At 58.1% G+C, this 25,816-nt stretch carries 19 protein-coding genes; 9 read left to right on the top strand and 10 right to left on the bottom strand.

The genetic code is table 11. The features are described 5' to 3' along the window. Nucleotides 1–149: 149 nt before the first annotated feature. From B3075_RS02130 to B3075_RS02120, 3 genes are all read right to left on the bottom strand, one after another. Nucleotides 150–854 (bottom strand): PEP-CTERM sorting domain-containing protein, encoded by a 705-nt coding sequence (locus B3075_RS02130; protein ID WP_290488644.1) that lies wholly within the window; start codon nucleotides 852–854, stop codon nucleotides 150–152. A gap of 356 nt (nucleotides 855–1,210) precedes the next feature. After that, nucleotides 1,211–3,355 carry a methylmalonyl-CoA mutase gene (gene scpA, locus B3075_RS02125; protein WP_094137001.1) on the bottom strand — a complete coding sequence of 715 codons (2,145 nt, stop codon included), beginning with the start codon at nucleotides 3,353–3,355 and terminating at the stop codon, nucleotides 1,211–1,213. 23 nt (nucleotides 3,356–3,378) lie between these two features. Continuing rightward, nucleotides 3,379–5,433: a methylmalonyl-CoA mutase family protein gene (locus B3075_RS02120; protein ID WP_290488643.1), complete on the bottom strand. Its 2,055-nt coding sequence runs from the start codon at nucleotides 5,431–5,433 to the stop codon at nucleotides 3,379–3,381. A gap of 205 nt (nucleotides 5,434–5,638) precedes the next feature. Here B3075_RS02120 and B3075_RS02115 point away from each other — a divergent pair, with 205 nt between their 5' ends. From B3075_RS02115 to B3075_RS02095, 5 genes are read left to right on the top strand one after another with little or no spacing between them, the layout of a single operon-like run. Continuing rightward, nucleotides 5,639–8,272 (top strand): hypothetical protein, encoded by a 2,634-nt coding sequence (locus B3075_RS02115; RefSeq protein WP_290488642.1) that lies wholly within the window; start codon nucleotides 5,639–5,641, stop codon nucleotides 8,270–8,272. After that, nucleotides 8,269–8,922 carry a hypothetical protein gene (locus tag B3075_RS02110; protein WP_094136998.1) on the top strand — a complete coding sequence of 218 codons (654 nt, stop codon included), beginning with the start codon at nucleotides 8,269–8,271 and terminating at the stop codon, nucleotides 8,920–8,922. The genes B3075_RS02115 and B3075_RS02110 overlap by 4 nt, the downstream gene beginning before the upstream one ends. 53 nt (nucleotides 8,923–8,975) lie before the next feature. Then, nucleotides 8,976–9,977 (top strand): prenyltransferase/squalene oxidase repeat-containing protein, encoded by a 1,002-nt coding sequence (locus B3075_RS02105; protein WP_290488641.1) that lies wholly within the window; start codon nucleotides 8,976–8,978, stop codon nucleotides 9,975–9,977. Beyond that, a complete protein-coding gene (locus tag B3075_RS02100; RefSeq protein ID WP_290488640.1) occupies nucleotides 9,967–11,409 on the top strand; it encodes a hypothetical protein in 1,443 nt (480 codons plus the stop codon). Before B3075_RS02105 ends, B3075_RS02100 begins: the two co-directional genes overlap by 11 nt. An 11-nt stretch (nucleotides 11,410–11,420) precedes the next feature. Then, nucleotides 11,421–12,848 (top strand): hypothetical protein, encoded by a 1,428-nt coding sequence (locus tag B3075_RS02095; RefSeq protein ID WP_290488639.1) that lies wholly within the window; start codon nucleotides 11,421–11,423, stop codon nucleotides 12,846–12,848. Between the two features lie 66 nt (nucleotides 12,849–12,914). Here the strand turns inward: B3075_RS02095 and proC are convergent, their stop codons facing one another. The 3 genes from proC to B3075_RS02080 all read right to left on the bottom strand — a co-directional run bounded on the left by proC (nucleotide 12,915) and on the right by B3075_RS02080 (nucleotide 15,347). Continuing rightward, on the bottom strand, nucleotides 12,915–13,721 hold the full coding sequence (proC, locus tag B3075_RS02090; RefSeq protein WP_290488638.1) for a pyrroline-5-carboxylate reductase: 807 nt from the start codon (nucleotides 13,719–13,721) through the stop codon (nucleotides 12,915–12,917). A 70-nt stretch (nucleotides 13,722–13,791) separates the two neighbouring features. Next, nucleotides 13,792–14,460, bottom strand: coding sequence for a DNA-3-methyladenine glycosylase I (locus B3075_RS02085; protein WP_290488637.1), 669 nt, complete (start codon nucleotides 14,458–14,460; stop codon nucleotides 13,792–13,794). Nucleotides 14,461–14,471: 11 nt separating this feature from the next. Continuing rightward, nucleotides 14,472–15,347, bottom strand: a complete 876-nt coding sequence (locus tag B3075_RS02080) for a hypothetical protein (protein WP_290492010.1) — start codon at nucleotides 15,345–15,347, stop codon at nucleotides 14,472–14,474. Nucleotides 15,348–15,497: 150 nt separating this feature from the next. Between B3075_RS02080 and B3075_RS02075 the strand changes: the two genes are divergently transcribed. The 3 genes from B3075_RS02075 to B3075_RS02065 all read left to right on the top strand — a co-directional run bounded on the left by B3075_RS02075 (nucleotide 15,498) and on the right by B3075_RS02065 (nucleotide 18,249). Further along, nucleotides 15,498–16,445, top strand: coding sequence for a hypothetical protein (locus tag B3075_RS02075; protein WP_290488636.1), 948 nt, complete (start codon nucleotides 15,498–15,500; stop codon nucleotides 16,443–16,445). 79 nt (nucleotides 16,446–16,524) lie between these two features. Next, a complete protein-coding gene (locus B3075_RS02070; protein WP_290488635.1) occupies nucleotides 16,525–17,574 on the top strand; it encodes a serine/threonine protein kinase in 1,050 nt (349 codons plus the stop codon). A gap of 207 nt (nucleotides 17,575–17,781) precedes the next feature. Then, nucleotides 17,782–18,249 carry a GNAT family N-acetyltransferase gene (locus tag B3075_RS02065; RefSeq protein ID WP_290488634.1) on the top strand — a complete coding sequence of 156 codons (468 nt, stop codon included), beginning with the start codon at nucleotides 17,782–17,784 and terminating at the stop codon, nucleotides 18,247–18,249. A 105-nt stretch (nucleotides 18,250–18,354) separates the two neighbouring features. On the opposite strand, the gene B3075_RS02060 is transcribed toward B3075_RS02065, so the two are convergent. Then, nucleotides 18,355–19,818 carry a tryptophanase gene (locus tag B3075_RS02060; RefSeq protein WP_094135949.1) on the bottom strand — a complete coding sequence of 488 codons (1,464 nt, stop codon included), beginning with the start codon at nucleotides 19,816–19,818 and terminating at the stop codon, nucleotides 18,355–18,357. Between the two features lie 151 nt (nucleotides 19,819–19,969). Here B3075_RS02060 and B3075_RS02055 point away from each other — a divergent pair, with 151 nt between their 5' ends. After that, nucleotides 19,970–20,563 (top strand): hypothetical protein, encoded by a 594-nt coding sequence (locus B3075_RS02055; protein WP_290488633.1) that lies wholly within the window; start codon nucleotides 19,970–19,972, stop codon nucleotides 20,561–20,563. Nucleotides 20,564–20,716: 153 nt separating this feature from the next. On the opposite strand, the gene pheT is transcribed toward B3075_RS02055, so the two are convergent. From pheT to B3075_RS02040, 3 genes are all read right to left on the bottom strand, one after another. Continuing rightward, entirely contained in the window at nucleotides 20,717–23,236 is a 2,520-nt protein-coding gene (pheT, locus tag B3075_RS02050) for a phenylalanine--tRNA ligase subunit beta (protein WP_290492009.1), read from the bottom strand. 20 nt (nucleotides 23,237–23,256) lie between these two features. Further along, the gene (gene pheS, locus B3075_RS02045; protein ID WP_022197410.1) at nucleotides 23,257–24,282 is read right to left on the bottom strand and encodes a phenylalanine--tRNA ligase subunit alpha; all 1,026 of its coding nucleotides are present in this window, start codon (nucleotides 24,280–24,282) and stop codon (nucleotides 23,257–23,259) included. Between the two features lie 166 nt (nucleotides 24,283–24,448). Beyond that, nucleotides 24,449–25,633, bottom strand: a complete 1,185-nt coding sequence (locus B3075_RS02040; RefSeq protein ID WP_290492008.1) for a CynX/NimT family MFS transporter — start codon at nucleotides 25,631–25,633, stop codon at nucleotides 24,449–24,451. Between the last annotated feature and the right edge of the window lie 183 nt (nucleotides 25,634–25,816).

Raw genomic sequence — 25,816 nt, 5'->3', positions numbered from 1 at the left:
TGGAACCTCATTTACGCAGGAACAAGAATCTACCAGAGAAAAACGGTCTTCCGGCCGGCCCGGCTTTCTCAAACAGGACGATTATAAAAAATTGCCTGCAAGATAAATCCTGCAGGCAACAATATTTTTAACTGCTGGAAAAACGGTCCTCAAGCTCTTCGGCGGCGAGCCATCAGAGCCATCAGCCCCAGCAGGCTCAGGGATGCCGTAGCCGATTCCGGCACGCTGGCCGTTTCTCCGGAAATAGCCAGAGCATTAAACGTAGGCGTATGGGCTGAACCCGGCGTATTTACCGTCAGAGTGATTTCCCCATTTTCATTGGCGATAACGTTGCTGAGGGTGTATCCCGTAGGAGTCCGGGCCTGAATTGTCTGAGAGTTCGCACCTATGGAAGGAGTCGCGCTGGCGTAGGTATTGGAAGTTACCAGGGAATTCCAAGCGCCGGCGCCTTCAAACGGACACCCGGTAACAAGGGCAATCTGGTAGGAGGCGCCAGCCACCAGACCGGAAATAGTCAGAGAGAGCGCAGATCCTTTAGGGCCGGAGATGAAGGTCTGCCAAGAGTCCCCGAAAGAGACCTTGTTTTCCATGAAAGAATCCAATCCCTGCGTATCAAAAGAAGTTCCTGAGGAAACCCAGTCTCCGGAGGCCGCGGAAGAGGTAGAACTCAGATTCGCGGAAGAGGACGCCGTAGCCAAGGTTGCAACAAAACCGGAACCGGAATCCGTTACAGAAACAGTCTTGGCAGGAGGTTCCGAAAGCAGGGAACTGTTAAAATCAAACAATACAGTAGCGGCGCTCGCGGAAAGAGCGGATACCACAGCCAACATGGAAATAGAGGCGATTTTTCTCATAAGTACAGATAAACAGCAACTGATTTCAGTCAGTAACGGATTGACTATCCGATGAAGAAATTCTGGCATTGAAAATATATTGGAGCATCAACGTATAAATATTTTAAATTGTTTATAATAAATGATTTATTATTTTCGAAACAGATTGCGGAAGTCAAATTCGATGAAATATATTTGAAATATTTTTAATTCATTTTGTTTTTTCAATCCATCTTTTCATCTGTGCCATCTGCGTAAATTCCTTGTTTTTAAAAAAATAATTTGACATCGGATAGTCAATCCGCTCGCAAAAAAAAGAGGCCGGATTTTTCATCCGGCCTCTCACATGTTATTAACTGATCAACAGAAACTTACGTTTAGTCAGCGTACTGTTCGTTAAGAGCTTCCATGATCTCCCTGGAAGCTTCCGGAATGTTGGTGCCCGGGCCGAAGATGGCCACAGCGCCGTGTTCCTTCAGGAAATCATAGTCCTGGGCGGGAATAACGCCGCCGCAGAAGACCAGGATATCCGGACGGCCCTGCTTGGCAAGTTCCTCCACCAGGGCGGGAAGCAGCACCTTGTGGCCGGCGGCCAGAGAGCTCATGCCGATCATGTGCACGTCGTTTTCAATCGCCATTTTGGCAGTTTCCTCCGGCGTCTGGAAGAGCGGACCCACGTCCACGTCAAAGCCGAGGTCGGCATAGGCGGAGGAGACCACCTTGGCGCCGCGATCATGGCCGTCCTGGCCCATTTTAGCGACGAGGATGCGGGGACGACGCCCCGTGCGTTCGGCGAAGTCATCCGTCATCTTGCGGACTTCCTCCACCAGCGGATCTTGACCATAGGATTGAGCGTACACGCCGGTAATGAGTTTGATTGGTGCTTTATGACGCCCGAAGTGTTTTTCCAGGGCGGAGGAGATTTCACCCAGGGAGGCGCGGGCCTTGGCCGCCTTAATGGCAAGGTCAAGGAGATTGCCTTCCCCCGTGCGGGCACATTCGGACAGGGCTTCCAGCGCGGCTTCGCACGCGGCGGAGTCCCGTTCCGCGCGCAGTTTTTGCAGACGGGCGATCTGGGCTTCCCGGACGGTGGTGTTGTCCACTTCCAGAATGTCGATCTGGGCTTCCTGCTCCAGGCGGTATTTGTTGACGCCGATGATGGGTTCCTTTCCGGAGTCAATGGCGGCCTGGCGGCGCGCCGCGGCTTCTTCAATTCGCATCTTGGGCAGCCCGGTTTCAATGGCTTTGGCCATGCCGCCGAGTTTTTCCACTTCCTGAAGGTGGGCCCAGCCCTTTCGGATGAGCTCATTGGTCAGGTATTCCACGTAGTAGGAGCCGCCCCACGGGTCGATCACCTTGCAGATGGAGGTTTCATCCTGAAGCTGGAGCTGGGTGTTGCGGGCGATGCGGGCGGAGAAGTCCGTCGGCAGGGCGATCGCTTCATCCAGGGAGTTCGTGTGGAGGGACTGCGTGTGGCCGCAGGCGGCGGCCAGAGCCTCAATGCAGGTGCGGGTAACGTTGTTGAACGGGTCCTGTTCCGTGAGGGACCAGCCGGAAGTCTGGGAGTGCGTGCGCAGAGCCAGGGACTTCGGATTCTTGGGATTGAACTGCTTGATGAGCTTGGCCCACAGCACGCGGGCAGCGCGCATTTTGGCCACTTCCATGAAGTAGTTCTTGCCCTGGGCCCAGAAGAAGGAGAGGCGCGGAGCAAAGGCGTCAATGTCAATGCCGGCCTTGATACCTGTGCGGACATATTCCAGGCCGTCCGCAAGCGTGTAGGCCATTTCCAGGTCCGCCGTGGCGCCGGCTTCCTGCATGTGGTAGCCGGAGATGGAAATGGAGTTGAACTTGGGCATGTACTTGGAGGTGAACTCAAAGATGTCCGCAATAATCCTCATAGAGGGATCAGGCGGGTAAATGTAGGTGTTGCGCACCATGTATTCCTTGAGAATGTCGTTCTGGATCGTGCCGGAAAGCTGGTCCAGCGTGCAGCCCTGTTCCTGGGCGGCGACGATGTAGAAAGCCAGCACGGGGAGCACGGCGCCGTTCATGGTCATGGAAACGGACATCTTGTCCAGAGGAATGCCCTTGAAGAGGATTTCCATGTCCAGAATGGAGTCCACGGCCACGCCGGCCTTGCCCACGTCACCTACCACGCGGGGGTGGTCGGAGTCATAGCCGCGGTGCGTCGCCAGGTCAAAGGCAATGGAAAGGCCCTTCTGGCCCGCCGCCAGGTTGCGGCGGTAAAAGGCGTTGGATTCCTCAGCCGTGGAGAAGCCGGCATACTGGCGCACCGTCCAGGGGCGAGCCACGTACATGGTGGCATACGGCCCGCGGAGGTTGGGAGCCACACCGGCCGTAAAGTCCAGGTGCAGGCAGTCGTCGTACACGCTTTCCGAATAGGTGGGCGGTACGGGAATTTGTTCATTGGTCATCCAGGTTTCCGTTTCGGAAGCCGGGGTTGCGGCACCAGCCTTGATTTCAGGATAGGAGGCGGATGCAAAATCAGGAATATTGCTCATTGGATGAAATAGGTTGGTGGTTGTTAGAGGCCGATCTTGTTCTGAATAGCTTCAACGGTGTTGTAGCAGTTGGCCTTGACGTGGATGAAGATGTCCACGCCGGCTTCCTTGAACGCTTCCACATGGTCGGCCGGATAACCGGCGAGGGCCACCATCATGTCCGGCCTGATTTCCTTGAGCGCCTTGCAGAAGGCGGGGACGATTTCCGGATAAGTGTCATCCGTGGAGCAGATGACGCATACGGCGCAGCCGCTTTCCGCAGCTGCCCTGGCCGCGTCTTCCGGAGTTTGGAAGCCGGACGGATAAACCACATCCAGACCGCCGGCGCGCAGGAAGTCGCGGGAGAAGTCCGCACGGGCCTTGTGCTGACGAAGCGGCCCCATGTTGGCAAAGAAGACCATCGGCCGGGAACCCTTTTCCTCCACCCAGGCGTCAGCCTTGGCGAGCAGGGATTCAAAACGTTCCGCCAGGCGGCGCTTCGGCAGGGCTTCCATTTCCAGAGGTTCGCCGCACTTGCAGTCAACCCCGGCCACCAGGGCCTTGTTGATGAGACAGGTGGAAAAGCCTTCTCCGGCGGCCTTGCAGGCGGAGTCCACGCTCATTTCCACTTCCGGGAGCTGGATATCCGCATTCTTGCAGCAGCCGTGCCCCTTGTGGGCGGAGCAGCAGGAGCCTTCCGGCGCCTCCAGCTTCTTCTCTGCCAGGTTGACATACTGGTTGACGCCCACGATGGACTGCCGGCGCTGGTCCGCCAGTTCGTAACGTTTGGCGGCGGTGGCGTTCACCTTCTTCTGAATGGTGCCGGCTTTGAGAGCCTTGACGATGCCGCCTTCCTTTTCGATGCTCTGGAAGAACTCCCATATCTTCCGGGAGGTTTCATCCGTCAGGTTTTCCAGGTACCAGGAACCGCCGGCGGGGTCAACAACCTTGTCCAGATTGCATTCGCCCAGCAGAATCAGCGGGCAGTTGCGGGCAATGCGGCGGGAGAATTCGTCCGGCATGCGCACGGCAGCGTCAAAGGGCAGAACGTCAATACTGTCCACGCCGCCCATGATGGCGGAGAACGCCTGGGCGGAACCGCGCAGCAGGTTGACCCAGGGATCCACCTTGGAGAGGGTCCAGAAGGAGGTGCGGGCATGGAGCCTGATCTTGGCAGCTTCCTCGCTTCCTCCACATTCTTTGACGATAATGGCCCAGAGTTCGCGCAAGGCGCGGATTTTGGCGATTTCCAGGAACAGGTTGGCGCCGATGGAGACCGTAAAGCGCATGTGCGCCGCAGTTTCATCCACGGAGAGGCCGCGTTCCTCCATGGCGCGCAGATAGGCCACGGCAGTGGACAGCATGGCGCCCACTTCTTCAAAGGCGGAAGCGCCGGAATCCGCGTAAGGCAGCCCGCTGACGCCGATAGTCTGGAAGCCGGGAGCGTTGGCGACGGCCCATTTGGTCATTACGGCCATCTGGTCATAGTAGGCGCAGATGCCTTTTCCCCCGCAGAGAGATCCCTTCATCACGGCTTTCCCCACCGGGTCATACAGAACGCCGCCCCTGAGATCCGCCGTCTTGACGCCGGCGGCCTTGCAGGTGTTCAGGAACATGGAGAGGGTTCCCAGGCCGCAGGAACCGGGAGTGACATATACGGGAAGCCCGTCCAGCCGGACGCCCTTGAGAGCCGTATCCCAGTCAGCCTGCTTGCGCAGTTTCAGGCCGCATTTGCAGTTGAGCTGGATGTTTACGGCGGTCAGGCCGCGGTCCAGGTCATGCAGAAGCTTGGCGTTGAAGTCCTCCGGAGAGGAAGCGGGAATGCTCTGGGCGATTTCGCAGGGCTTTTCCATATAGCCCAGGGCGCGCGTTCCGCGGCGGTACGGAAATTGCCCGGCAGGCATCACCGGGGAATGTTCATCCCACTTATTATAGATAGGATGCAGGGTAATTCCCTCCACAAGCTTGGTAAAAAGCTTCTTGTCAAAATCAGCCCCTTTCAGGGCAGCGACTGCTGCCTCGCGCCATTCGGCGTATGTGGCTGGTGCGAATTCTCCGAAATCAATTTCCGGAGCCGTTGTTTTATTTCCCTGTTGCATGGCGAAGTCAATGGGTAAGGCCTAATATGTTGGTTTTTAACTACGCGCAAACCAGGCCAAGTTTAAAGCGCAACATTATTTTAGAAAATCAAACTGTAAAGTCCAGCGAGAAAAATACTCCCGCCCGCCCGAGAATGCGAATTTGTTTCATCACGCGAGGCAAACTTGCAAAAACAATGTCAATGGAGTAAATACGGGCATAAGCATGCCCCCTTCCACTACCGTTAAACTTCCTGCCCAGCTGGTCAGGCAGCTTCGAACTTTCCGCCGCCGCCTCAGAACGGTGAAGATGCTGGAAGCCATATGCCTTGCAGGCATTGCCGTCATTCTTTCCTACGCGCTCCTGTACCTTTCCGACAGGTTGTGGGAGACGCCCCCCGCCGTCGGCTGGTTCCTGTTCTTCATTGCCGTGGCCGGTCTGGCGGTGTTTATCCCCTGGTGGAGTTTCCGGTGGGTGTGGCAGAGGCGCACGGAAGCCCAGCTGGCGCGGTTGATTTCCCGGACGGACGCGGCCCTGGGAGACCGCCTCCTGGGCGTCATTGAACTGGATGCCGAAAAGGGCGGCCTCCAATACAGTTCCGAAAAGCTGAAAGAAGCTGCCATGGAGCAGGTAGCCCGCGAAGTGTCCGCCCGGGACCTGGCGGTGAACATCCCCCGGCCCAGCCACAGGAAGCTGTTCGTCCTGCTGGCGGTTCTCGCCGCAGGCACGGCGGCCGTATGCGCGGTAAGCCCGGAAGCGGCAGGGAATGCCCTGAAACGCTGGGTCCACCCGTTCAACCCTCCGGAACGCTACACGTTCACCCAGCTGGACTCCACCCCGGATTCCCTGGTTATTCCCCTGGGAGAGAGCTTCCTGTATGAGATCCGGCTTGCGGAGGGCACCAAAGCCAGTCCGCAGACGGCAGAGTATTTTTTCCGCAACAGGGTAAGCCAGCAAGCGCCTCTTACGGACGGCGCATACAAAATCCATATTCCCCCCATGCAGCAGGCGGACTGCCTGGAGTTTTTTGCAGGGGATGCCGTGCGACGGCTGAAAATCATCCCGAAGAGCCGCCCCTCCCTGCTGGGCGCCGAAGCCGTCGTGGCCTATCCTGCCTATATGGCGCGCGCCAAGGGCCGGGAAGCCATGCGAGCAGGAGTCATTTCCGCCCCGGAAGGCTCTACGCTGACGCTGAAGGTGTCCGCCTCCCAACGCCTGCAGTCTGCGGAGAACGCGCAGGGGCAACCGCTCCGTGTGGAAGGAAACAGCGTTATCATTCCAAATATTCTCTTGGAGAAAGAGCCCAGGGAAATAGAGTTTGGCTGGATGGACAGCGATGGGCTGACGGCTGCCCGGCCCGTGAAGATACGCCTGGAACCCGTTGAGGACAAGCAGCCTTCCATTTACCTGAGAGGCGGAGAAAACGACCGCTATGTGCTGGAGGATAGCAGCATAGAGCTGGAGGTAGAGGCGGCGGACGATTTCGGCCTCCGGGAAATGGGGGTGGAATGGCAGGGTGAGAAATCTTTTTACGACGACGGGAATAAGGATGGGAACGGAGCTTCTGCGCCACAACCGGACGGCGCGGACAAACCGGCGCCCGGACTTCGCGGGGAGAAAATTCTGGCGGCCGGCCAGCCCACGCAGACCGGCCTGAAAGGAACATTCCTGTTCCAGGCCAGAGCGCTGAAGTTATCTCCCCAGCGCGTCGTCGTCCGCGGGTTTACGCAGGATTACAAACCGGGAGGCAAGCGCGTTTATTCGGAACCCATGATTATCTTCGTCCTTTCCAAGTCCGAGCACGCCCAGATGATCCGCAATGAACTGGAACGCATCACCAGCGAGCTGGAAGGCATGATCCGGCGCATGGACGCCATGGCGGACGAGGCAAAACGGCTGAAAGGAATGGAAAGCGGCAAATTGAAAGATGCGGAGTCCCTGGAACGCCTGCACGCCCTGGCCGATGAAGAACAGGCAGGCAGGCGTGAGTTGGGCGACTTGCTTAACCGCTCGGAAAACCTGTTTAAGGAAGCCTCCCGCAATTCCCAGATAGACCCGGCCGGCATGAAGGAATTCATGAAAGGAATTTCCATGCTCAAACCCATTCCTGGAGGGCCCATGAAGAAGGCCCAGAAACAGTTCCGGGATTCCGCCTCCGAGGGCCGCTCCGAGCAGGAAAGCAGGAAAGACCTGAACGACGGGGAGAATTCCCATTCCGAAGCCACGCAGGCGCTGAAAGACGCCATGAACCAGCTCTCCAAGTCCGCGCAGGACATGGAGGCCAGCACCTTCGTGGCACGGCTCAGGCAAGCCGCATCCAAGGAGGATTCCATCGCCCATGCGCTGGCCGGTCAGATCAACGCTATTGCGGGCATGACCATGGAGGAGCTTGACCCGTCCAGCAGGCGGGAAATGGAAACCATCGCCACCCTTCAAAACGCCTCCACACAAGACATAGGCTGGATTCTGGAAGATCTCAGCTATTACAAGTCACGCACCGGGGAACGGATTTACAGCGACCTGTACAACCAGATGAACGCTTTCTCCCTCCGCGAGAAGCTGGACCTGGTGCACGGCAACATTCTGAATGCAATCACGGCCCGCTCCATTGACGAGTCTCGCCTGTACGCCTCCACCCTGCGCCATTGGGCCAAATTGATAGACGACTATAAGAAGAGCCGCCGCGGCAGCGGGGGAGGAGGCGGAGGCGGGGGAGAAGGCCAATCCTCCATTTCCGACGCCGAGTTTGAATTCATGCTGAAAGTCATCCGCATGATCCAGCAGGAACAGGATATCCGCATGCGCACCCGCGCCGCCGAACAGGAATACCGAAAACAACTTACTCCCCCTGCCCCATGAATACCGCCCATTTTTCAGCCATGGTTCTGGCGCTTTCCCTGCCCTGCGCCGCCGATCCAAAACCCGCTCCGGAATATTCCGCCAGGCACAAGGAAACGGCATCCAAACTGGCGGTACAGCAGGACGAGCTCCAGGCGGACACTTCCGACCTCATCTTGGGAGAAACCAATGAGGAGGTAGTGGACCTGCTGAAAAAATGCCGCCATGCCATGAATGACGCCGTGGACCTGCTGGAGGTTTACAATACCGGCGGCCAGACGCTGGCCGCGCAGTCGGATGTGATTGAATTGATTTACCAGGCAGCCAAAGCCAAGATGACCGGAGCCGACGGCCAGCCCAAACCGGGAGGGAGGGCTCTTATGGACATGCTGCGCCAGCTGCTCGGCATGGATAGTGATGCCCAGTCCGCAGAACAGCAGGAAGGTAATGAAAAGGGACAGGGAGGTTCCCAGAGCGGCAGCGGCAACAATCCCGGAAGCAAAGCGGATGGGAAATCCAATATGGCCTCCGCCCAGGATAAAGGCGTTTCCAATCCGGACATGACAGCGGAAACGCGTTCCGTTCCCAAATCCACCGGCATATCCGCAGACGACATGCCTTCCGAATTCCGCAAGGCGCTGGACGCCTATAACAAGACCCTGCAAAAATAAGACGCGCCTTCCCGGACACCCCCGTCACGCATGAACAACAGCTTCCCGTTTCCATGAAAAATTTCCGCCGCCTCCTGACCGTTTTTTTAGCCTGCTGCATGACGGCCGCGCCGCAAAACGCAGCGGCCCAATCCCCCCTGAAAACGTCTTCTTCCGTTCCTCCCCAGGTGGAGCTGATGTACGTGAAGGGGCTGCGCTATCTTCAGAATGCCCAGAAACCGGATGGCACCTATGATGGGACTTACGGGAGGGAACCCGGCATTATCGGCTTTTGCCTCATGTCCGTGCTGGCCCACGGAGACGATCCGAACGCGGGGCCGTACGCCACCATGGTGCGCCGCTGCGTAGATTACATCCTGTCCAAACAGAACAAGGGGTCCGGCTATATTGGGGATTCCATGTACAACCACGGCTTCGCCACTCTCGCCCTGGCGGAAGCGTACGGCATGGTGCGGGACGACCGCATAGGCCCCGCCCTCCGCAAGGCCGTGGCCCTGACACTGACCGCCCAGAAAAAAAACAAATCGGGAGGCTGGCGCTATTCTCCGGATGCCACGGACGCGGACAGCACGGTGACCGGCTGCCAGCTCGTCTCCCTGTTCGCGGCGCGCAACGCGGGTATTCCCGTGCCGGACGCGGCCTTTGAACGCGGCCTCAAGTACATGGCCTCCTGCCGCAACAAGAAAGGCGCCTACGGCTATACCGGCCCGGAGGGCCCCCGCGTTACCCTCACGGCCATCGGTTCCCTGACGCTGTCCCTGGCGCGCCTTAAAACGGACCCGTCCTTCAGGGATTCCCTGGCCTACCTGAAAAAGCACCTGAATTACCGGGATTCCACTCACCCGTTTTATTTTGAATATTACATGTCACAGGCCCTGTTCCATGCGGATCCGGAAGCGTGGAAGGAATGGAATTACAAAAATATGCGCTACCTGGGAGCCTCCCAGGCGCCCAACGGGTCCTGGCTTTCCGACCATTCCGCAGCATATTCCACTTCCGCCGCCCTGCTCTCCCTTGCGCTTAATTATAGATTTTTACCCATCTATGAACAATAGAATCCGCCTTTCCCTGATGCTGGCCCCGGCCTGTCTGCTGGGCGCCTGGGCCAATTCCGTCATCGACGTGGTTACGGACAACAATTACCGCCTCCGCGGGGAAATCGTTTCTTACGGAAAACAGGGAATCGCCATCAAGCACCCGGCCATGCGCCAAAATGCCGTCATTATTCCGTCGGAAATCCGCGCTCTTTACTTTACGGGAACCGCATCTCCGGATCTTCGCGCCAGAGACAAAATTTTCATGGCTACGGGGCACCGGGATATTATCCCGTGCAACATCATTTCCGTCACGCAGGATAAAGTGCAGTACCGGGATATGCTCGGCCATGAACGCTCCGTGCCGCGCAGCCAGGTGGCCGGGTTCCGTCTGAATACTTTGCAGGAAAAGGGTTTCTGGCAGGAACCGCTGGTTTTTGACAACAGCTGGGTTTATTCCGGCAACCGGGAGGAAGACTACCGCACCCAGGCGGGAAGAAGACTGATGAATGCCCTGAAGCCGAAAATCCAGGGGGATAAGTACCAGTACCGGCTGGGCAACAAAGATTACCCCACCTGGATACCCCTGTACAAGAATATCGGCCTGGATCCTTCCTCCTTCATTTTCCGCACCACCATCACCATGAACGGCAACAATGACCGCTCCGGCATTGTCTTCTGTTTCGGCGGGAATGAGAACATTCCTTTCCGGTCCAATTCCGGCAGCAGCCTGAACAGGCTCATGCTCAGCATTTGCCCCGGAAGATGCATTCTGCTCCGGGAACAGAAGTCCGGCATCCTCGTGCTGGGGGAAGCGGCTATTCCGGCCCCCGCCCTGACAGAGGGCGTGGATATTAAATTGACGGCTTCCCGCCAGGAAGGAAATAAACAGGTTTACGAACTGTTGATAGGAGACCTGCCGCCCATACTGACGACAGACCCCAGCCCGCCGGAACAGCCATTGCAGGGAGACGCCTTCGGCCTCCAGATGGAAGGGCACGTCTCCCTGACCATCAGCAAACTGGCCCTTTCCTCCATCACCCTGAGCGCCAAATCCGCGGCCAAAAACGGAAATGCAGAGACAGACCTGGTCCTGACAAAGGAAGAAGACACCATTCCGGGCTCCATCAGCGGTTACGATAGTAAAACCGGAATGTTGACGCTTTCCACGGACAAGGATTATCCGGGAATTCCCCGCGATCTTTCCATCCCGGCCAAGTATCTGGATACCGTCTTTTTTGCGGAACAGAACAGAAAGGACGGTTCCCGACCCACGGCCCGCCACGGTCTCCTGATGAAGGACGGTTCCCGTCTGCACGGAGATATCCTGAGCATGGATTCCCTGAACATCATCCTGCGGCATCCGCAGCTGGGGCAAATTTCCCTGCCGCTGAAAAACATCACCCGCGTGGAATTCCTGAATCCCGCCCGTCCCTCCCGTTCCACTCCCTGATTGATCCCGCCATGAAACAAGCAATGACGCTTTTCCTGTGGGCCTGCGTCCTGCCGGCCGCCTTCCTCCAACCCAACGCACATGCGGAAGGGGTTATTACGCTTAAATCCGGGGAAAAACTGCCGGGCAGCATGGATACGATGAACCGCCCTTATCTGAAGGTCCGTTCCAGCATTCTTTCCAGCCCCGTGGATGTCCATATGAAGGAACTTGACGAGCTGATTTCTTCCCGTCCGCTGGAGATACCGGAACAGTTTTCCATCATCAGGCTGGCCAATGGGGACGAGGTTTACGGCACCCTGAAGGCGCTGGATACGGAAAGCCTTCAACTCCAGACCTCCTGGGGAGGCCTGCTCCAGGTGAACCGCAAATATGTGCGCCACATCGGGTTCGACTCCCAGAAAGCCTACCTGCGCAACGCTACGGAGTCCCTGCAGGGCTGGAAATCCTCCGCCAACAGCATGCTGCCCGAATGCCGCGACGGCTACTGGTTCATGCGCGGCTCCAACAATACGGAACTGCAAACATCCTTCTCCATGCCACCCCGCCTCCATGTGCAGTTCTCCCTTTACCATACCAATACATTCCGGCTTAACCTTGCCCTCTGGCAGGATTCCGGCACCGGAAACAGCATCAACCTGGATCTCACCCTGGAAAAAGCGGAACTTTCCAAGACCAGTTCCGGCCAGTACCAAACGCTCGGCAGGGTGAAAAGAAACACGGAGCGGAACTGGTATGCCGACAAAAGCGTCAAGCGTTCCGATATTCATTTTTATGCCGATACGGAAAAGGGCAATTATTACCTGTACGTCAACGGAGAACAGGCAGCCCGGTGGGAGGAAGTCAAAGAAATGGACACTATCTTTGAAAACGAAAGCGGAGACGATGAAGGGGAAGATGGAAAAAGCGCCGGGAAAAGAGAATTCAAACCGGGAAACACTCTTGCTCTGGCAGGTTATGACAGCCTGAACATGGCTGTATTCCATTTGAATGTATTTGACTGGAATGGAGCCGTTCCCCATCTGGAGGAAGATCAGGACATCATTTCCCGCTACGATCCGGATGCCCCCAGGGATAAAGCCCTGCTGGTGAACGGAGACGTGCTCAGGGGAGCCATTACCCTCCAGGAGGAAGGAGCCATCCGCATCAAGTCTGACCACTATGACGTCACCATTCCCACCGCCAGGGTACGCGTGCTGGACCAAAAAGGCCATGAGGAGAAGAACCTTCCGGAAGACAACTCAGACACCCGCGTTTTCCTGACGGATCAGAGCGTCCTCTCCCTGGCCCTGGAAACTATCCGGAGCGGGTTCATGGAAGGGCGTTCCTCCGCCGTCGGCAAGGTCCGGATTCCGCTTCAATCCGTCAGAAAGGTTCTGTTCAACCTGCAAAACCCGGAATTGCGGAAGCAAAGGGAAACGCCGTTCCGGCGCAAATAAAGGATTTTCCGCCCGGCCGTCTTTTCCGGAGAAAACCGGCCCCGGGAAAATCTGGAGAAGCATCCGTCACTGGCTCTCCATTTCCTCAGCTCGCCGCACGGCGCTTTTCACCGCCTGAATCCAGGCATTGCGGAAGCCGCATTCATCCAGCGCATTCAGAGCGGCAATCGTGGTCCCTCCGGGGGAAGTGACCTCATCCCGGAGTTCCATGGGATGCTTCCCGGTCCGTTCCAGCATCAGGGAGGCCCCACGCATGGTTTCCGCAGCCAGCTCCAAAGCGGTTTTCCTGGGCAATCCCATGGCTACCCCCGCGTCTGCAAGCGCATCCAGAGCCGTAAACATGTAGGCGGGGCCGCAACCGGAAATGGCGGAAACGGCATTCATCCCGAATTCCTCCACCTTGCAGACGGAGCCGCAGCCGGAAAGCAGCATCCGGGCCGCCTCTTCATCTTCATCTTTTACGCCGGTTCCCGTACTGTAGGCGATGACGCCGGCCAGCACCATGCACGGGGTATTGGGCATGGCGCGTATAATGCGCGTTCCGTCGCTGGCGCAGGCTTCCATGTCATTCAGGGAAACGGCGGCAGCGATGGAAATCAGAAGGGGAAGCTCCGCCCCCCGTTCGGAAAGAGAGGAAATGAGCGGAAGAATGCCGCGCGGCTTCACGGCCAGAATCAGGACTTCCACTGCGTCCGCCGCATCCGCCTCCGAGGCCGCTTCATGAACTCCGGGGTATTCCTCCCTCAGAGCCTGCACGTTCTCATGGTGATGATCGTATACCCAAACTTCCTCCGGAGCCGCTGCTCCCGCTTTCAGCACGCCCCGCAGCAGGGCGCCTCCCATTTTTCCGAGTCCGATAATACCTGTTTTCATGGTTGATGATTTTTCTCAGTCAACATATAAGCAATTTATAGAAAATAGAAATGCCAATGAAGCCCCATAGCTATGAACGCGAACGCTTCATTTCCGCATTTGTTCCCTCCGGCTCCCTGTTTTTAACAGCATAAGCTGGCTGGTCATGCGGTTGGGATTTTGAGCACTGAGCCGTTTTGCAGAAACAGCCCTCAATATGGTCGTTGACAAACCCGGTTGCCTGGAAAAACGCATAACAGATCGTCGGACCGAAAAACCTGAATCCCCGCCTTTTCATGTCCCTGCTCATGGCTTCCGACTCCGGAGAAACAGCGGGAATTTGCGCCAGAGCGCTGAAATGGTTAACAACGGGCTGATGATCGGGAAAAAACGACAAGACGTACCGGTAAAAACTGCCGAATTCTTTCTGAACGTCCATAAACAGCTTCGCATTATTGATGGCGCTGTTGATTTTCAAACGGTTTTTGACAATTTCATCAAAGCTCATCAATCGTTCCACATCCTCCGCCGTCATCCGCGCCACTTTCTCCACATCAAAGCCATGGAAGGCTCTCCGGTATCCTTCGCGCTTCCGGAGGACGGTAAGCCAGGATAATCCCGCCTGGGCGCTCTCCAGCACCAGAAACTCAAACAGGGTTTTATCATCGGAAACAGGCCTGCCCCATTCTTCGTCATGGTACTTTATATACAGTTCGTCCGTTCCGGCCCAGCCGCAACGCGCATTGATGATGTCTTCCATACCCGTCCCCGTTAAAATTCCTTTTTCCTGAACAGCCACGCCGCCAGCGTCATGTGAAAGACGAAGTACCCCAGCGTCATCAGGGCCAGGCTTCCGAACAGGGAGAGGGGAATAAGCCGGCCGTTCAGGGCGGAATCCGTCACGGAATAAATCTGGAAATTCGGAAAAATCAGGGAAAAGAGCCTGCTGCCCGCCACTTCCCACCAGGAAAGGCCATCCGTGCCGGACCCCACCCACAGGGAAAGCGCCTGCGTCTGGAACAGCCCCGCCAGATAAACCATGAACGTCAGAAGCGCGCTGATGATGGTGCCGTTCGTCACGCAGGACATTAACAGCGTGAGGGAGGAGAGAACGACAAACTCGCACATCATGACTCCCAGCCCCGTCTGCACGTTCCAGGTAGCTCCCTGGAGGCGGATCCTGTCCAGGTACGGCTGCATTTCCTCCACCGTATAGCGGCCTTTCAGGGAGGCTATCTGCTCCGCCACCACCGTATCCGTCCGCATCCACAGCACCAGCGTCATCACGGCATCCATCAGCAGCACGGCAACCAGGGTCAGAGCCAGCACCCCCAGCACCTTCCCCATCAGATAGTCAATGCGCGGCACCGGTTTGCAAAGAATGGTGTACAGAATACGGTCTTCCGCATCCTTGGGGATAATCAGGGCCGTAGCCGCCACGCAGAAAAAGAGGCCGAACACCCGCATGGCGCCGTAGGCGGAATTTTTCAGCAGCACGAGTTCATTGATTCCCCCGGTTTCCGGCCCCAGCACCGCGCTCAGGCGGAAGGAACTCAGAGCCAGCAGCGCCACGGCGAAGAGCCCCAGAAAAAGGAACACCTTCATGCGCACCAGCTGCGTAAAGGTGGTACCGGCGATTACGGCCATGCGCCCGGGCGAAGGTATATAACCGGAGGTAATCCATGCCATGCAGCTTATCTTGCCGTATTCCGGAGCAAATAAAAGAGCTTTTTATTTCATGTGCTGAACTCCTTCCGCCTTGAAGAAGCGCTTCTCCCGTGTTCTCATGGAGCGCGTATGAGTTTACGATCCCAGCTGGAAGAACTGCTCCCGGAACTTTTGCCTTCCGATCCGGCCCAGGCCATTAAGGGAACTGAACTCATCCGCCTGGTGCGCCTGAGGCTGGGGGAGGAATATTCGGACGCATCCCTGCGCTACCATTTTTCTTTCATGGCTTCCGAGCCTGACTCGGAAATCGCCAAGGTGGAACGCGGCCAGGGCTATTACAGGCGCACGCGGGAAAAGGACGGGCAACGCGCTCCCAGAGGGCTTTTGCCCCTGTTCCTTGGGGAAAACGAACCGGACGCCCTGAACTGCCGCGCCAAGGCGCTGGCCCTGGCCGTGCGCCAGTACGATACCACGGGCCGCGGCGTCTTCGTGTTCAGTACCAGTGAAACCGGAACTTCCTGGATAAAGCCGGATCTGGCCGTCGTGGAATGGCCGGAGGGGGAATGGGAGGAAAACGCTCTCGTTTTTGATAAAAGCGCACTTCAGCGCCGTCGCATGATCGGAGCCCCCATGATGGGCATCCGCAGCATCTGCGTCGCCCGCATGCCCGGCGGAGAAGACGGCAGAAGGGAATTTTTCAGAACGCTGGCTACGTCCCGCTGGGCGCAGTGCGGAGAACTGGTCATCGTGGGGGAACTGCCGGATGATTCCGAATGCGCCGCCCTCCGCGGGCTGGCCGCCGAGTTCGGCGTAGGGGTGCTTTGCCTGGAAATTGCGGACGAACGCCTGGGAGAACTGCCCGGAGCGGAGGAAATTTTCAAAGCCGGAGATGAGGAATGCGCCGCCCTGCTGGCGGAACTCACGCCCGTACGGCTGGCCGCAGGAAGGCAGAAGACGCTGGAGGCGGATACGGGGGAAACCCTGGGCGGGGAATTCGGCGCCCTGTTCGACTGGCTGGCCGCCTGCCTGGAACGCGGCAGCGTGGAAGAATATGAATTCCGCGTCTCCTGTTATTGAATGCGGCGGAGAGATTCTTGACAGAACTTGCGTATTCAATTAAAGATCTTCCCGTTTCCAACCCGCCCTTCCCCCTGACATGGAACAAGAAACCCTGGTTTATCCGCTTGCGAACAATACCGTTCTGCAAGACAAATATACGATATTGAACGTGCTGAACGCCGGCGGCTTCGGCATCACGTACCTGGCTCTGGACAACCCCGGTTCCCGGTATGTCGTCATCAAGGAATGCATGCCGGACGCCTACGCCTGCCGGGATATGGAAACCGGTTTCGTCCGTCCCCGGGACGAACAGGCCGCCGTCAATTTCGCCCAGAGCGTTTCCAATTCCCGGCAGGAGGCTTCCATCCTGTCCCAGCTCAACCATCCCGGCATTGTCCAGGTATTTGACATGTTTGACGCCAACGGCACCTGCTATTACGTCATGGAGAATATTCAGGGACAAACCCTGTTTGACCTGATGACCGCCATGCACGCCGCCGGGCAAACCATGGAACCGGCCCAGGCTACGGATCTTCTGTTCCGCCTGCTGGACATCCTGCACTACCTTCACTCCATGGGAGTGTACCATTGCGACATCAAGCCGAGCAACATTTTCATCCAGCCGGACGGAACGCCCAAGCTCATCGACTTCGGCGCCGTGCGCACCAAGACCCTCCAGCATCAGGGGCTCGTCCAGATCACGCCCGGCTATACCCCGCCGGAATTCTACCCCGGACGCCGGAGCGAAATAGGCCCCTGGTGCGATATGTACGAACTGGGTGCCACGTTCTACGAATTGCTCACGGGCCAGGTTCCCCATCCGGCGGACCAGCGTTCCGTAGTGGACCGCAACCCGAAAGTGACCGGTTACGCGACCCTGCGGAAAACCTATCCCATGAACTTCCTTTCCGGCATTGACAAAGCCCTGTCTCCGGATGAACGCAACCGATTCCATTCCGCCAAGGCATGGAACGACTATATCAACGCCATGGCGGCGGCAGGCACCCTGCAGGCAGGCGGAGTATCGAGGAAGGCCCTTCCCCAGGCCAGGAAAAAATCTTCCGCAGGCACGGCTTTCATCATTATCCTGCTCATTGCGGCGGCGGCCGTTTGGATATGCTGGGAGCAGGGATTGTTCCATTTCTGATTCCTGCCCCTCCGGCCATGGTTGAATACCGCAAGGCGGTTGATGTCTGCTTACACGCAGATATTTTTCCATTTCCGGTTTCTTTTTAACGGCTATGGCGGAAGAGCGGCTTGCGGCCGGAAGAAGGAACAGCAAACCAAAGATAAAATTTTTCCGGCATTTAGTCAGAAATCTGCCTGAATATTAAGGTTTCGGGAGAAAGAAATCATGAAAACAATCAGCATTGAAGACAGAAACCCAATATTGGTGGAACAGCTGGTGAAGGTCTGGAAAGGTTCCGTGAAAGAAACCCACACTTTTTTGTCAGATGAGGAAATAAATCACATTCAGGAGTATGTTCCCCAGGCGTTAAGGGAAGTGCCCCATCTGATGATTATAGAAGATGACCACGGATTTCCATGCGCATTCATGGGAATCAATGAACATAAACTTGAAATGCTGTTTGTTTCTCCGGAAGCGCGCGGCCGCGGACTGGGGAAAAAATTAATTGAAACCGGCATCAGGGAATATTCCGTCAATGAATTGGGAGTTAACGAACAAAATCCCCAGGCGAAAGCGTTTTACGAACATATGGGATTTCATGTCTACAGAAGAGCGGAGACCGATGAACAGGGCAAGCCTTACCCCGTTTTATACATGAGGCTGTCGCCATCCGTTTATCCCGTAAGGGATTGAGCCCCCGTTGCAGTTTGCCTTCAAGGCCGCGCCGCTTCAACGCAACAAGGGCTGAACCGGATGGTTCAGCCCTTGCAGGATAAAGATACGGACGGGAAACCGCGCTTACAGGCTTTCCCCGAAGTCCTGACGGTATTTGGCCGCCAGTTTTTCAGGCCAGTCGCTCTTGGCGCGGAGCTTGCCCATGAAGAAGCGCAGAACGGGCGGTTCCTCCACGAATTCCAGGCCGCCGATCAGATCGCGGTTGTCGTAGAGCCACTTCATGCGGTCCGCTACGTATTTAACCTGGGACAGCGTAAATACGCGGCGCGGGAAGGCCAGGCGGAGCAGTTCCACATCCGCCAGGATGTCCTTGCCGTTTTCGTCACGGACGCTGGAGAGCGTGCCGCGTTCCATGCCGCGCACGCCGGAGGCGATGAAGAAAGCCGCCGCGAGGGCCCCGGCGGGATAGTCCTCCTGCGGGATGTGGGGCAGGAAGCGCCCGGCGTCAATATGGGCGCCCAGGCCGCCAGCGGGGGTCACGCAGGGAATGCCCATGTCCACCATCTGGCCGATGAAATATTCAATGAAGGAGGGGCTCTGGGAAATCACGGTCAAATCCGTCGTTTCATACAGGCCCACGGCCATGGCCTCAATTTCCCGCACGGAAATGCCGCCATAAGTCAGGAAACCTTCAAAGAGAGGAACCAGGTGCTCCATTTTCTTGGCGATGGAGCGGTCGTTCGTGCAGATGCCGCCGCCGCGGGAAGAGGAAACCTTGCGGGCGGAGAAATACACCAGGTCCGCCAGGCCGCACATGGTTTTCAGGATGTCCGCGCAGGATGAATCCTTGAACTCGTCTTCACGCATCTTGATGAAATAGGCGTTTTCCCCGATCAGGGAGGCGTCCAGCACCAGCATGATGCCGAATTCATCGCAAATGCCGCGTATTTCCCGCATGTTGGCAATGGAGAAGGGCTGGCCGCCAATCAGGTTGGTGGAGGCTTCCATGCGCACGAAGGGGATTTTGTCCGCCCCGTGCCGGGCGATGCAGTCCCGCAGTTTGGCGGGGTCCAGATTACCCTTGAAAGGATTGGTGCTGACCGGGTTGACGGCTTCGTCAGCCACCAGTTCCTCAATCTTCCCGCCGTTCAGGTCAATATGGGCGTGCGTGGTGGTGAAATGGTAGTTCATGGGAACCACGTCACCGGGCTTCACGAAGGTGCGGGCGATGATGTTTTCACAGGCGCGCCCCTGGTGGGCGGGCAGCAGGTATTCCTTGCCGAAGACATCCCGGACGGCCTGTTTCAGGCGGTCAAAGCTCTGGGAACCGGCATAGGCGTCATCCGCCCGGAACATGGCGGCGATCTGGTTGTCGCTCATGGCGTTGACGCCGGAATCCGTCAGCATGTCCAGATAGACGTCGTTCGTGCTGAGCTGGAAGGTGTTGAACCCGGCTTCCCGCGCGGCTTCCAGGCGGCGTTCCACGGGGACAAGATGCAGCTTCTGCACCACGCGGACTTTATGCAGTTCCAGGGGAATCTGTTCCCCATTGTAAAATTTGACAACGTTGGATGGTTCTGAATTCATAAAATAAAAGGTAAGCGGGAGTTTAGCAGAATGAATCTTTTCCGCAACATAAAAGGGCAGACGGCTTTTTTGCCTCCCGCCGGAAAGGCAGGAATGACGCTGGAAGAAAAAATGTGGAACTTTCCATAGGGAGCTTTTAGCGTGGCTCCCTATGACAAAATACTGGAAATTGATTCAACAGCGCCTGGGCGTGGATGCGGACGGCATCCCCGGCCCCAAGACGGCGCTGGCCCTGATGGATAAGCTGGACATCCGGCAGCCGGAACATTCCTGGCCCAGCCAGGAGGAAGTGCGCTCCGGAAAATCCGTCTTCGGCCGTGCGGGGGACGAAAGCAACATGACCAGCATCAGGCTGCCCTATGTCATGCGGCTGGCGTGGGAAACAAACACGACCGTTTCCACCATGCGCTGCCACAAGCTGGTGGCGGAACCGCTCGTCCGCATCTTCCAGGCAACTCTGGACCATTACGGTATGGAGAAAATCAGGGAACTGGGGCTGGACCTGTACGGCGGCTGCTTCAACAACCGCTCCATCATCGGCGGAAAGGCCACATCCATGCATGCCTGGGGCATCGCCGTGGACATGGACCCGGACAGAAACGGACTGAACATCCCCGCGCCGAAAGCGGTACTGTCCGGACCGGAGTACGCCGCCTTCTGGCAATTCGTGGAAGCGGAAGGGGCCGTATCCCTGGGACGCGCCCGCGACTACGACTGGATGCACTTCCAGTTCGCAGCTCTTTGACCGGAGCGGACGCAAACGTCCGCCAGCCCTCCTCACAGCGGCGGCGGAGGGCTGGCCAGTCCGCGCCGTTCCCTCCATGCCCCGGAAAAGAGCGTTTTTTCAAAAAAAGGCCGCGCGCTCCAGTTCATGGAACGCGCGGCCCGTTAACGGAAGTTACCTGAAGGAAAGACCCTTCACTTTATCCGTCAGGGCTTTCAGCACGCGCTGGTGCGCGGCGTCCACTTCCGCGGCCGTGAGGGTCTTGGCCGGATCCCTGTACAGGAAGGTGTAAGCAATGGATTTGCGGTCCGCCGGGAGTTTTTCACCGGAGGGGTCCGTGAACACGTCAAAGCAGGAATAGCTGACAAGCAGTTTTTCCCGGGCGGATTCCACGGCCTTGACAATGTCCGCATTGGGCGTGGAGAGGGGCAGTTCCATGGCCGCATCGCGGGAAGAGCCGGGGAATTGGGGCAATTCCGCAGCCTTCACGGGCGCGGTGAGGATTTCCTGCATTTTGCGCAGGTCCAGTTCCGCCACGTACACGGGCTGGCCCAGGCCCAGCTCCCGGCAGCGCGCCAGGGACAGGCGGGCGAAATAGCCGCAGGCTTTCCCGTCCAGCTGCACATCCGCCCCCAGGGCGGCCTGTTCGCGCGGTTTGGCAGGCGTAAGCGTAAAGCGGTGGCCCGGCGCCAGAGCAGCCATCACGGCCAGAAGGTCCTCAAAGGAGGCCTGCTCCGGCCTGGGGTCCGCCCAGGAGCGCGCCGTGCGGTCCCCGGAAACAAGAATGCCCAGGGTATCCGTTTCAATGTCCCTGCCCTTGCCGCCGCCCGTATTGCGGAAGACGCGGCCAAGTTCAAAGAAGCGCAGGCCGGACACGCCCTGGTTGCTGTTGCGCACGGCGGCGGCAATCAGGCCGGGCGTATGGGCGGGACGCAGCACGGAGTGATCCTCGCTGAGCGGTAGGGACACGCGGATGAGGTCTCCGTCCTGAAGGGGGCGCAGGGGCAACGCGTCCTTCACCTGGGCAATGGCGCCGTCCGCGGATTCAGAGGCAATGAGCTTGATGGTCTGGGTTTCATAGAATCCCAGGGCCGCCAGCTTGCGGCGCAGCTCCATCTGGAAATTGTAGGCCGCATCCACCGGGGATTCCGCCACGAAGGGGCCGGAGAAGCGGGACGGTATGCCGTCCAGGCCGAAGACGCGCACGATTTCCTCCAGCAGGTCGCACGGACGCGTGAGATCCAGGCGGTGGGGGGGGATCAGCCAGCATTCGGGAGACTCCGGAACCTGCTTCAGGCCCAGCACCGTCAGGATGCGTGCCCCTTCCTCATGGGAAATGGAACCGCTGGACATCTGATCCAGCGCCTTCCAGGGAAGTTTTACAAAGCCCAGTTCATTAGTCACCGTGGCGCCCTTCCCCTGCTTCAGGGAAGCGGGCACGGAAACGGGGCCGTCCGCCCCCCCGCAGGAAGGCATGGAAGCATGCGCCGGATTAGGAACGGGAGAACCGGCCACATACGTCGGGGAAGCCGTTCCGCCCGCCAGCTGGAGAATCAGTTCCACGGCGCGCACGGAACCGCGCAGGACATTCCAGGCGGAAGTGCCGCGTTCAAAGCGGTAGGAGGAGTCGGAGGACAGGGCCAGCCTGCGGGACGTGGCGCGCACAGAGGTGGGCTTGAACCAGGCGGACTCCAGAATGATATCCGTGGTGGCGTCCGTCACGCCGCTTTCCTCCCCGCCCATCACGCCGCCGATGGCGAGCGCCTTGCCGGATTGGTCCGCGACAACCAGGTCCGTGCAGTTAAGCGTGTATTCCTGGCCGTCCAGAGCCTTGAAAGTTTCCCCTTCATAAGCGGTGCGGGTAACGATGCCGCCCTGCACTTTCGCCGCGTCAAAGGCATGGAGGGGCGTTCCCAGTTCATGCAGGACGAAGTTGGTAATATCCACAATGTTGTTGATGGGGCGCAGACCGACGGCTACCAGGCGTTCCTTCAGCCATTCCGGGCTTTCCTGCACGTTCACGCCGCTGATTTTTACAGCGGTGTAGTACGGGTTCAGCTCCGGCTGGTCCAGCCGCACGAAGTCTCCGGCGGGTTCCAGTTCCACCCCGGCGTCGTCAATGGAAACGGGCTTGTACTCCCGGCCGGAAATAGCGGCCAGTTCATACGCCATGCCGTTGTGGGAAAGCAGGTCCGGCCGGTTGGGCGTCACTTCCACTTCCACCAGGGTATCCGCCTTGACAACCTGGGAAATAGGCGTGCCGGGTTCCAGTTCCTGGGGGAGAATCCAGAGACCGTGCTCCTTGTCGGGAAGCCCCAGCTCGGAGGCGGAACAGAGCATGCCGCGGGACTCCACGCCGCGCAGCTTGCCCACCTTGATTTCAAAGTTGCCGGGAAGCACCGCTCCCGGCAGGGCGCAGGGCACCTTGTCCCCCACTTTGTAATTCTGCGCGCCGCATACGATCTGGTGCAGCGTGCCGTCGCCCACGTCCACCTGGCAGACCTTCAGCCGGTCCGCCTGGGGATGCTGTTCCGCGGCGGCCACGCGGGCCACCACCACGTATGGGGAATCCACGCCCTGCTGGCGGATGTCTTCCACCTCAATGCCGGCAAAAGTCAGCATGTCAGACATTTCATCCACGCTCAGGCCGGACAGGTCAATGTACTGGGAAAGCCAGTTAAGGGAAATCTTCATAACGGGAAAACAGATAAGGATTATTGGAATTGGGCAAGGAAGCGCACATCGTTCTCGATCAGGGCGCGTATATCCCTGATGCCCCAGCGGATCATCGCCAGGCGGTCCAGACCGATGCCGAAGGCAAAGCCGGTCAGCCCCGTGTAGCGGGCCTGTGAGCGGGGGTCCAGCCCCAGTTCACGGTCCACGGCTTCAAAAACATTGGGATCCACCATGCCGCAGCCGGCAATCTCCACCCAGCGGGGGGCCTGGCCGTCCACCTTCAGCTTGACGTCAATTTCAAAACTGGGTTCCGTGAACGGGAAGAAATGGGGGCGGAAGCGCACCTCCGTGCCGGAGCCGAAAAGGGCGCGCAGAAAATATTCCAGCGTTCCTTTCAGGTCGCCCACGGAAACGTCCGTATCCACATACAGGCCTTCAAGCTGATTGAAGGCGGAAAGGTGCGTGGCGTCAATTTCGTCGCGGCGGTAGGCGGAACCGGGAGCGATGACGCGCACGGGAGGCATCTGCTTTTCCATGGAACGGATTTGCACGGAAGACGTGTGCGTACGCAGAAGCTTGCCGGAATCAAAATAAAACGTATCCTTCTCATTGCGCGCCGGATGATCCTCCGGCGTGTTCAGCGCGTCAAAGCAGTGGAACTCGTCCTCAATCTCCGGACCGTCCGCAAGGGCAAAGCCCATGTGGCGCAGAATGCGGACGGCTTCATCCCGCACGATGGTGAGAGGGTGCAGCCCGCCAGACGGCAGGGAGCGGGCCGGCAGCGTCAGGTCCACCCCGGCCACGGCGGCCTTGTCCGCCAGGGCCTGCACTTCCTCCAGCTTGGCGTCCAGGGCTTCCGTAATGGCCTTGCGGGCCTCGTTAAGCAACTGGCCGACGGCGGGTTTTTCCTCCCTGGGAACGTCCTTCATGCCCGTCTGGGCCAGGGTCAATTCCCCTTTTTTGCCGAGGATGGCCACGCGCGCGTCTTCCACGCCGCGCCTGTCAGACGCCTGGGCGATGCGCTCCAGAGCGTCCCGTTGGATGCGTACAATCTCTTCCTTCATAAAATTTGACGGGCAAGAGCTTACCCGCCCCCCCCGCCAGCGTCAAGCCCTTCGGGCCGCAGGGACGTCACTCAAGAGAAAATGGCGGAATACGGAAAAGAGGGAAAGAACAATGAACCCCGCTTCCTAATCACTAATACTTAATCATGAATATCTCCCCAGAAAATTACACGTATCCCGGCCGGGCGGACATGCGGCCGGAAACCATGCCGAGCACGCAGAAAAAGGTATAAACCAGGCAGAACGGCAGGAAGGAGCCTCCCTGATGCAGGAAGGAGGTGAACAGCAGGCTCAACAGGGCGCCCATGGTGAAGCCGATTCCCTGGGACATGCCGGAAAGCCTGATTGATTCGGAAGGCGTCCGGGCCCGTTCCACCATCAGCGCCATTCCGCGGCTGAATACGGTTCCCGTCGCCAGGCCGAACAGAACAGCCATCCAGACGGCCCAGTCCAGCGGAAGATACAGGATGCCCCAGCAGGAAAGGGCCGCCAACGCCATGGCCATCACGATGAGGAGACCCCGGCCGCCCGTAGCCTTTTCCAGCACGTGAGCGGAGAGCGTAGCGGGCAGCTGGGCGAACATGGCCACGGAAAGGATGAAACCGGCGTCCTCATAGCTCATGCCCCGCTGCCGCAGAAAGATGGGAATCCAGGTATAAAAGAAATAGGCAGCCCCAACGCGGCTCAAATAAAAAACGGTAACCTGCCATGCCTTGCCGCTGCGCAGCAGGCTGCGTCCGGATGCCGCCGGATCGTTTTGAAACACATCGTCCGGATGCCTGAGAAAATAAGCGCCCCACACCAGCATCCCCAGCAGGATGGGAATAATCCAGATCCCCAGGCCGAAACGCCAGCCTCCCAGCATATTGGAAAGGGGAACGGACAAGCCGGAAGCCGCAGCGCTGCCCACGCCGATCATGGCGCTGTAAACGCCCATCATGGCGGAAGCGCGGTCGGGAAACTGGTGTTTGATCAGTCCGGGAATGGCCGCTCCGGCAATCCCCATGCCCAGCCCCATCAGAACCATGCCGCCGTATAACCCCGCCACGCCGTCCCAGCTGCGCCACAAAATTCCGGCTACCGCCAGAAGCTGGAACCAGAAAATGATTTTCCACGGCGTCATCCGGCGCGCCACGCGCGGAGAAATGGGAGCCGCCACCCCCAGCACAAAGACGGGCAGCAGGGCGAACAGCCCTGAATTTTCCAGGGAAAGCCCCATATCCCTTTCAATCGTTCCCAGAAGCGGATCGGGAGAATCAAACCCGGTACGCAGATTAAAGCACACGATTAAAAAGGCGGCAAACAACAGCATCTTTCCCCTGATGCCTCCGGAAGTTCCTGCCTTATCCATCCCATGTTATACAGCCTCTCCCCCGCCCCTGTTCAAAAGCGACAGTCTTCCGGCTGTCAGCAGTCCGGAAGATACGGTATGGAGAAAAGACCATCAAGGGGGATCAATCCCCTTGCGGCTTTCCATTCCCCCTGCCATGAAAAAGCGCCGCCGTCCCGGAGAACGGCGGCGCCCGAACACGCT

Source organism: Akkermansia sp. UBA7090, assembly GCF_002493465.1.
GTDB lineage: Bacteria > Verrucomicrobiota > Verrucomicrobiia > Verrucomicrobiales > Akkermansiaceae > Akkermansia > Akkermansia muciniphila_A.
The sequence above is the reverse complement of the archived record's forward strand: the minus strand, read 5'-3'. Positions and strand labels throughout refer to the sequence as shown.

What these genes read in the sequence shown, in the direction of transcription:
- B3075_RS02130 (WP_290488644.1), bottom strand. Translation starts at nt 854, where the DNA reads ATGAGAAAAATCGCCTCTATTTCCATGTTGGCTGTGGTATCCGCTCTT.
- scpA (WP_094137001.1), bottom strand. Translation starts at nt 3,355, where the DNA reads ATGAGCAATATTCCTGATTTTGCATCCGCCTCCTATCCTGAAATCAAG.
- B3075_RS02120 (WP_290488643.1), bottom strand. Translation starts at nt 5,433, where the DNA reads ATGCAACAGGGAAATAAAACAACGGCTCCGGAAATTGATTTCGGAGAA.
- B3075_RS02115 (WP_290488642.1), top strand. Translation starts at nt 5,639, where the DNA reads ATGCCCCCTTCCACTACCGTTAAACTTCCTGCCCAGCTGGTCAGGCAG.
- B3075_RS02110 (WP_094136998.1), top strand. Translation starts at nt 8,269, where the DNA reads ATGAATACCGCCCATTTTTCAGCCATGGTTCTGGCGCTTTCCCTGCCC.
- B3075_RS02105 (WP_290488641.1), top strand. Translation starts at nt 8,976, where the DNA reads ATGAAAAATTTCCGCCGCCTCCTGACCGTTTTTTTAGCCTGCTGCATG.
- B3075_RS02100 (WP_290488640.1), top strand. Translation starts at nt 9,967, where the DNA reads ATGAACAATAGAATCCGCCTTTCCCTGATGCTGGCCCCGGCCTGTCTG.
- B3075_RS02095 (WP_290488639.1), top strand. Translation starts at nt 11,421, where the DNA reads ATGAAACAAGCAATGACGCTTTTCCTGTGGGCCTGCGTCCTGCCGGCC.
- proC (WP_290488638.1), bottom strand. Translation starts at nt 13,721, where the DNA reads ATGAAAACAGGTATTATCGGACTCGGAAAAATGGGAGGCGCCCTGCTG.
- B3075_RS02085 (WP_290488637.1), bottom strand. Translation starts at nt 14,460, where the DNA reads ATGGAAGACATCATCAATGCGCGTTGCGGCTGGGCCGGAACGGACGAA.
- B3075_RS02080 (WP_290492010.1), bottom strand. Translation starts at nt 15,347, where the DNA reads ATGGCCGTAATCGCCGGTACCACCTTTACGCAGCTGGTGCGCATGAAG.
- B3075_RS02075 (WP_290488636.1), top strand. Translation starts at nt 15,498, where the DNA reads ATGAGTTTACGATCCCAGCTGGAAGAACTGCTCCCGGAACTTTTGCCT.
- B3075_RS02070 (WP_290488635.1), top strand. Translation starts at nt 16,525, where the DNA reads ATGGAACAAGAAACCCTGGTTTATCCGCTTGCGAACAATACCGTTCTG.
- B3075_RS02065 (WP_290488634.1), top strand. Translation starts at nt 17,782, where the DNA reads ATGAAAACAATCAGCATTGAAGACAGAAACCCAATATTGGTGGAACAG.
- B3075_RS02060 (WP_094135949.1), bottom strand. Translation starts at nt 19,818, where the DNA reads ATGAATTCAGAACCATCCAACGTTGTCAAATTTTACAATGGGGAACAG.
- B3075_RS02055 (WP_290488633.1), top strand. Translation starts at nt 19,970, where the DNA reads ATGACAAAATACTGGAAATTGATTCAACAGCGCCTGGGCGTGGATGCG.
- pheT (WP_290492009.1), bottom strand. Translation starts at nt 23,236, where the DNA reads ATGAAGATTTCCCTTAACTGGCTTTCCCAGTACATTGACCTGTCCGGC.
- pheS (WP_022197410.1), bottom strand. Translation starts at nt 24,282, where the DNA reads ATGAAGGAAGAGATTGTACGCATCCAACGGGACGCTCTGGAGCGCATC.
- B3075_RS02040 (WP_290492008.1), bottom strand. Translation starts at nt 25,633, where the DNA reads ATGGATAAGGCAGGAACTTCCGGAGGCATCAGGGGAAAGATGCTGTTG.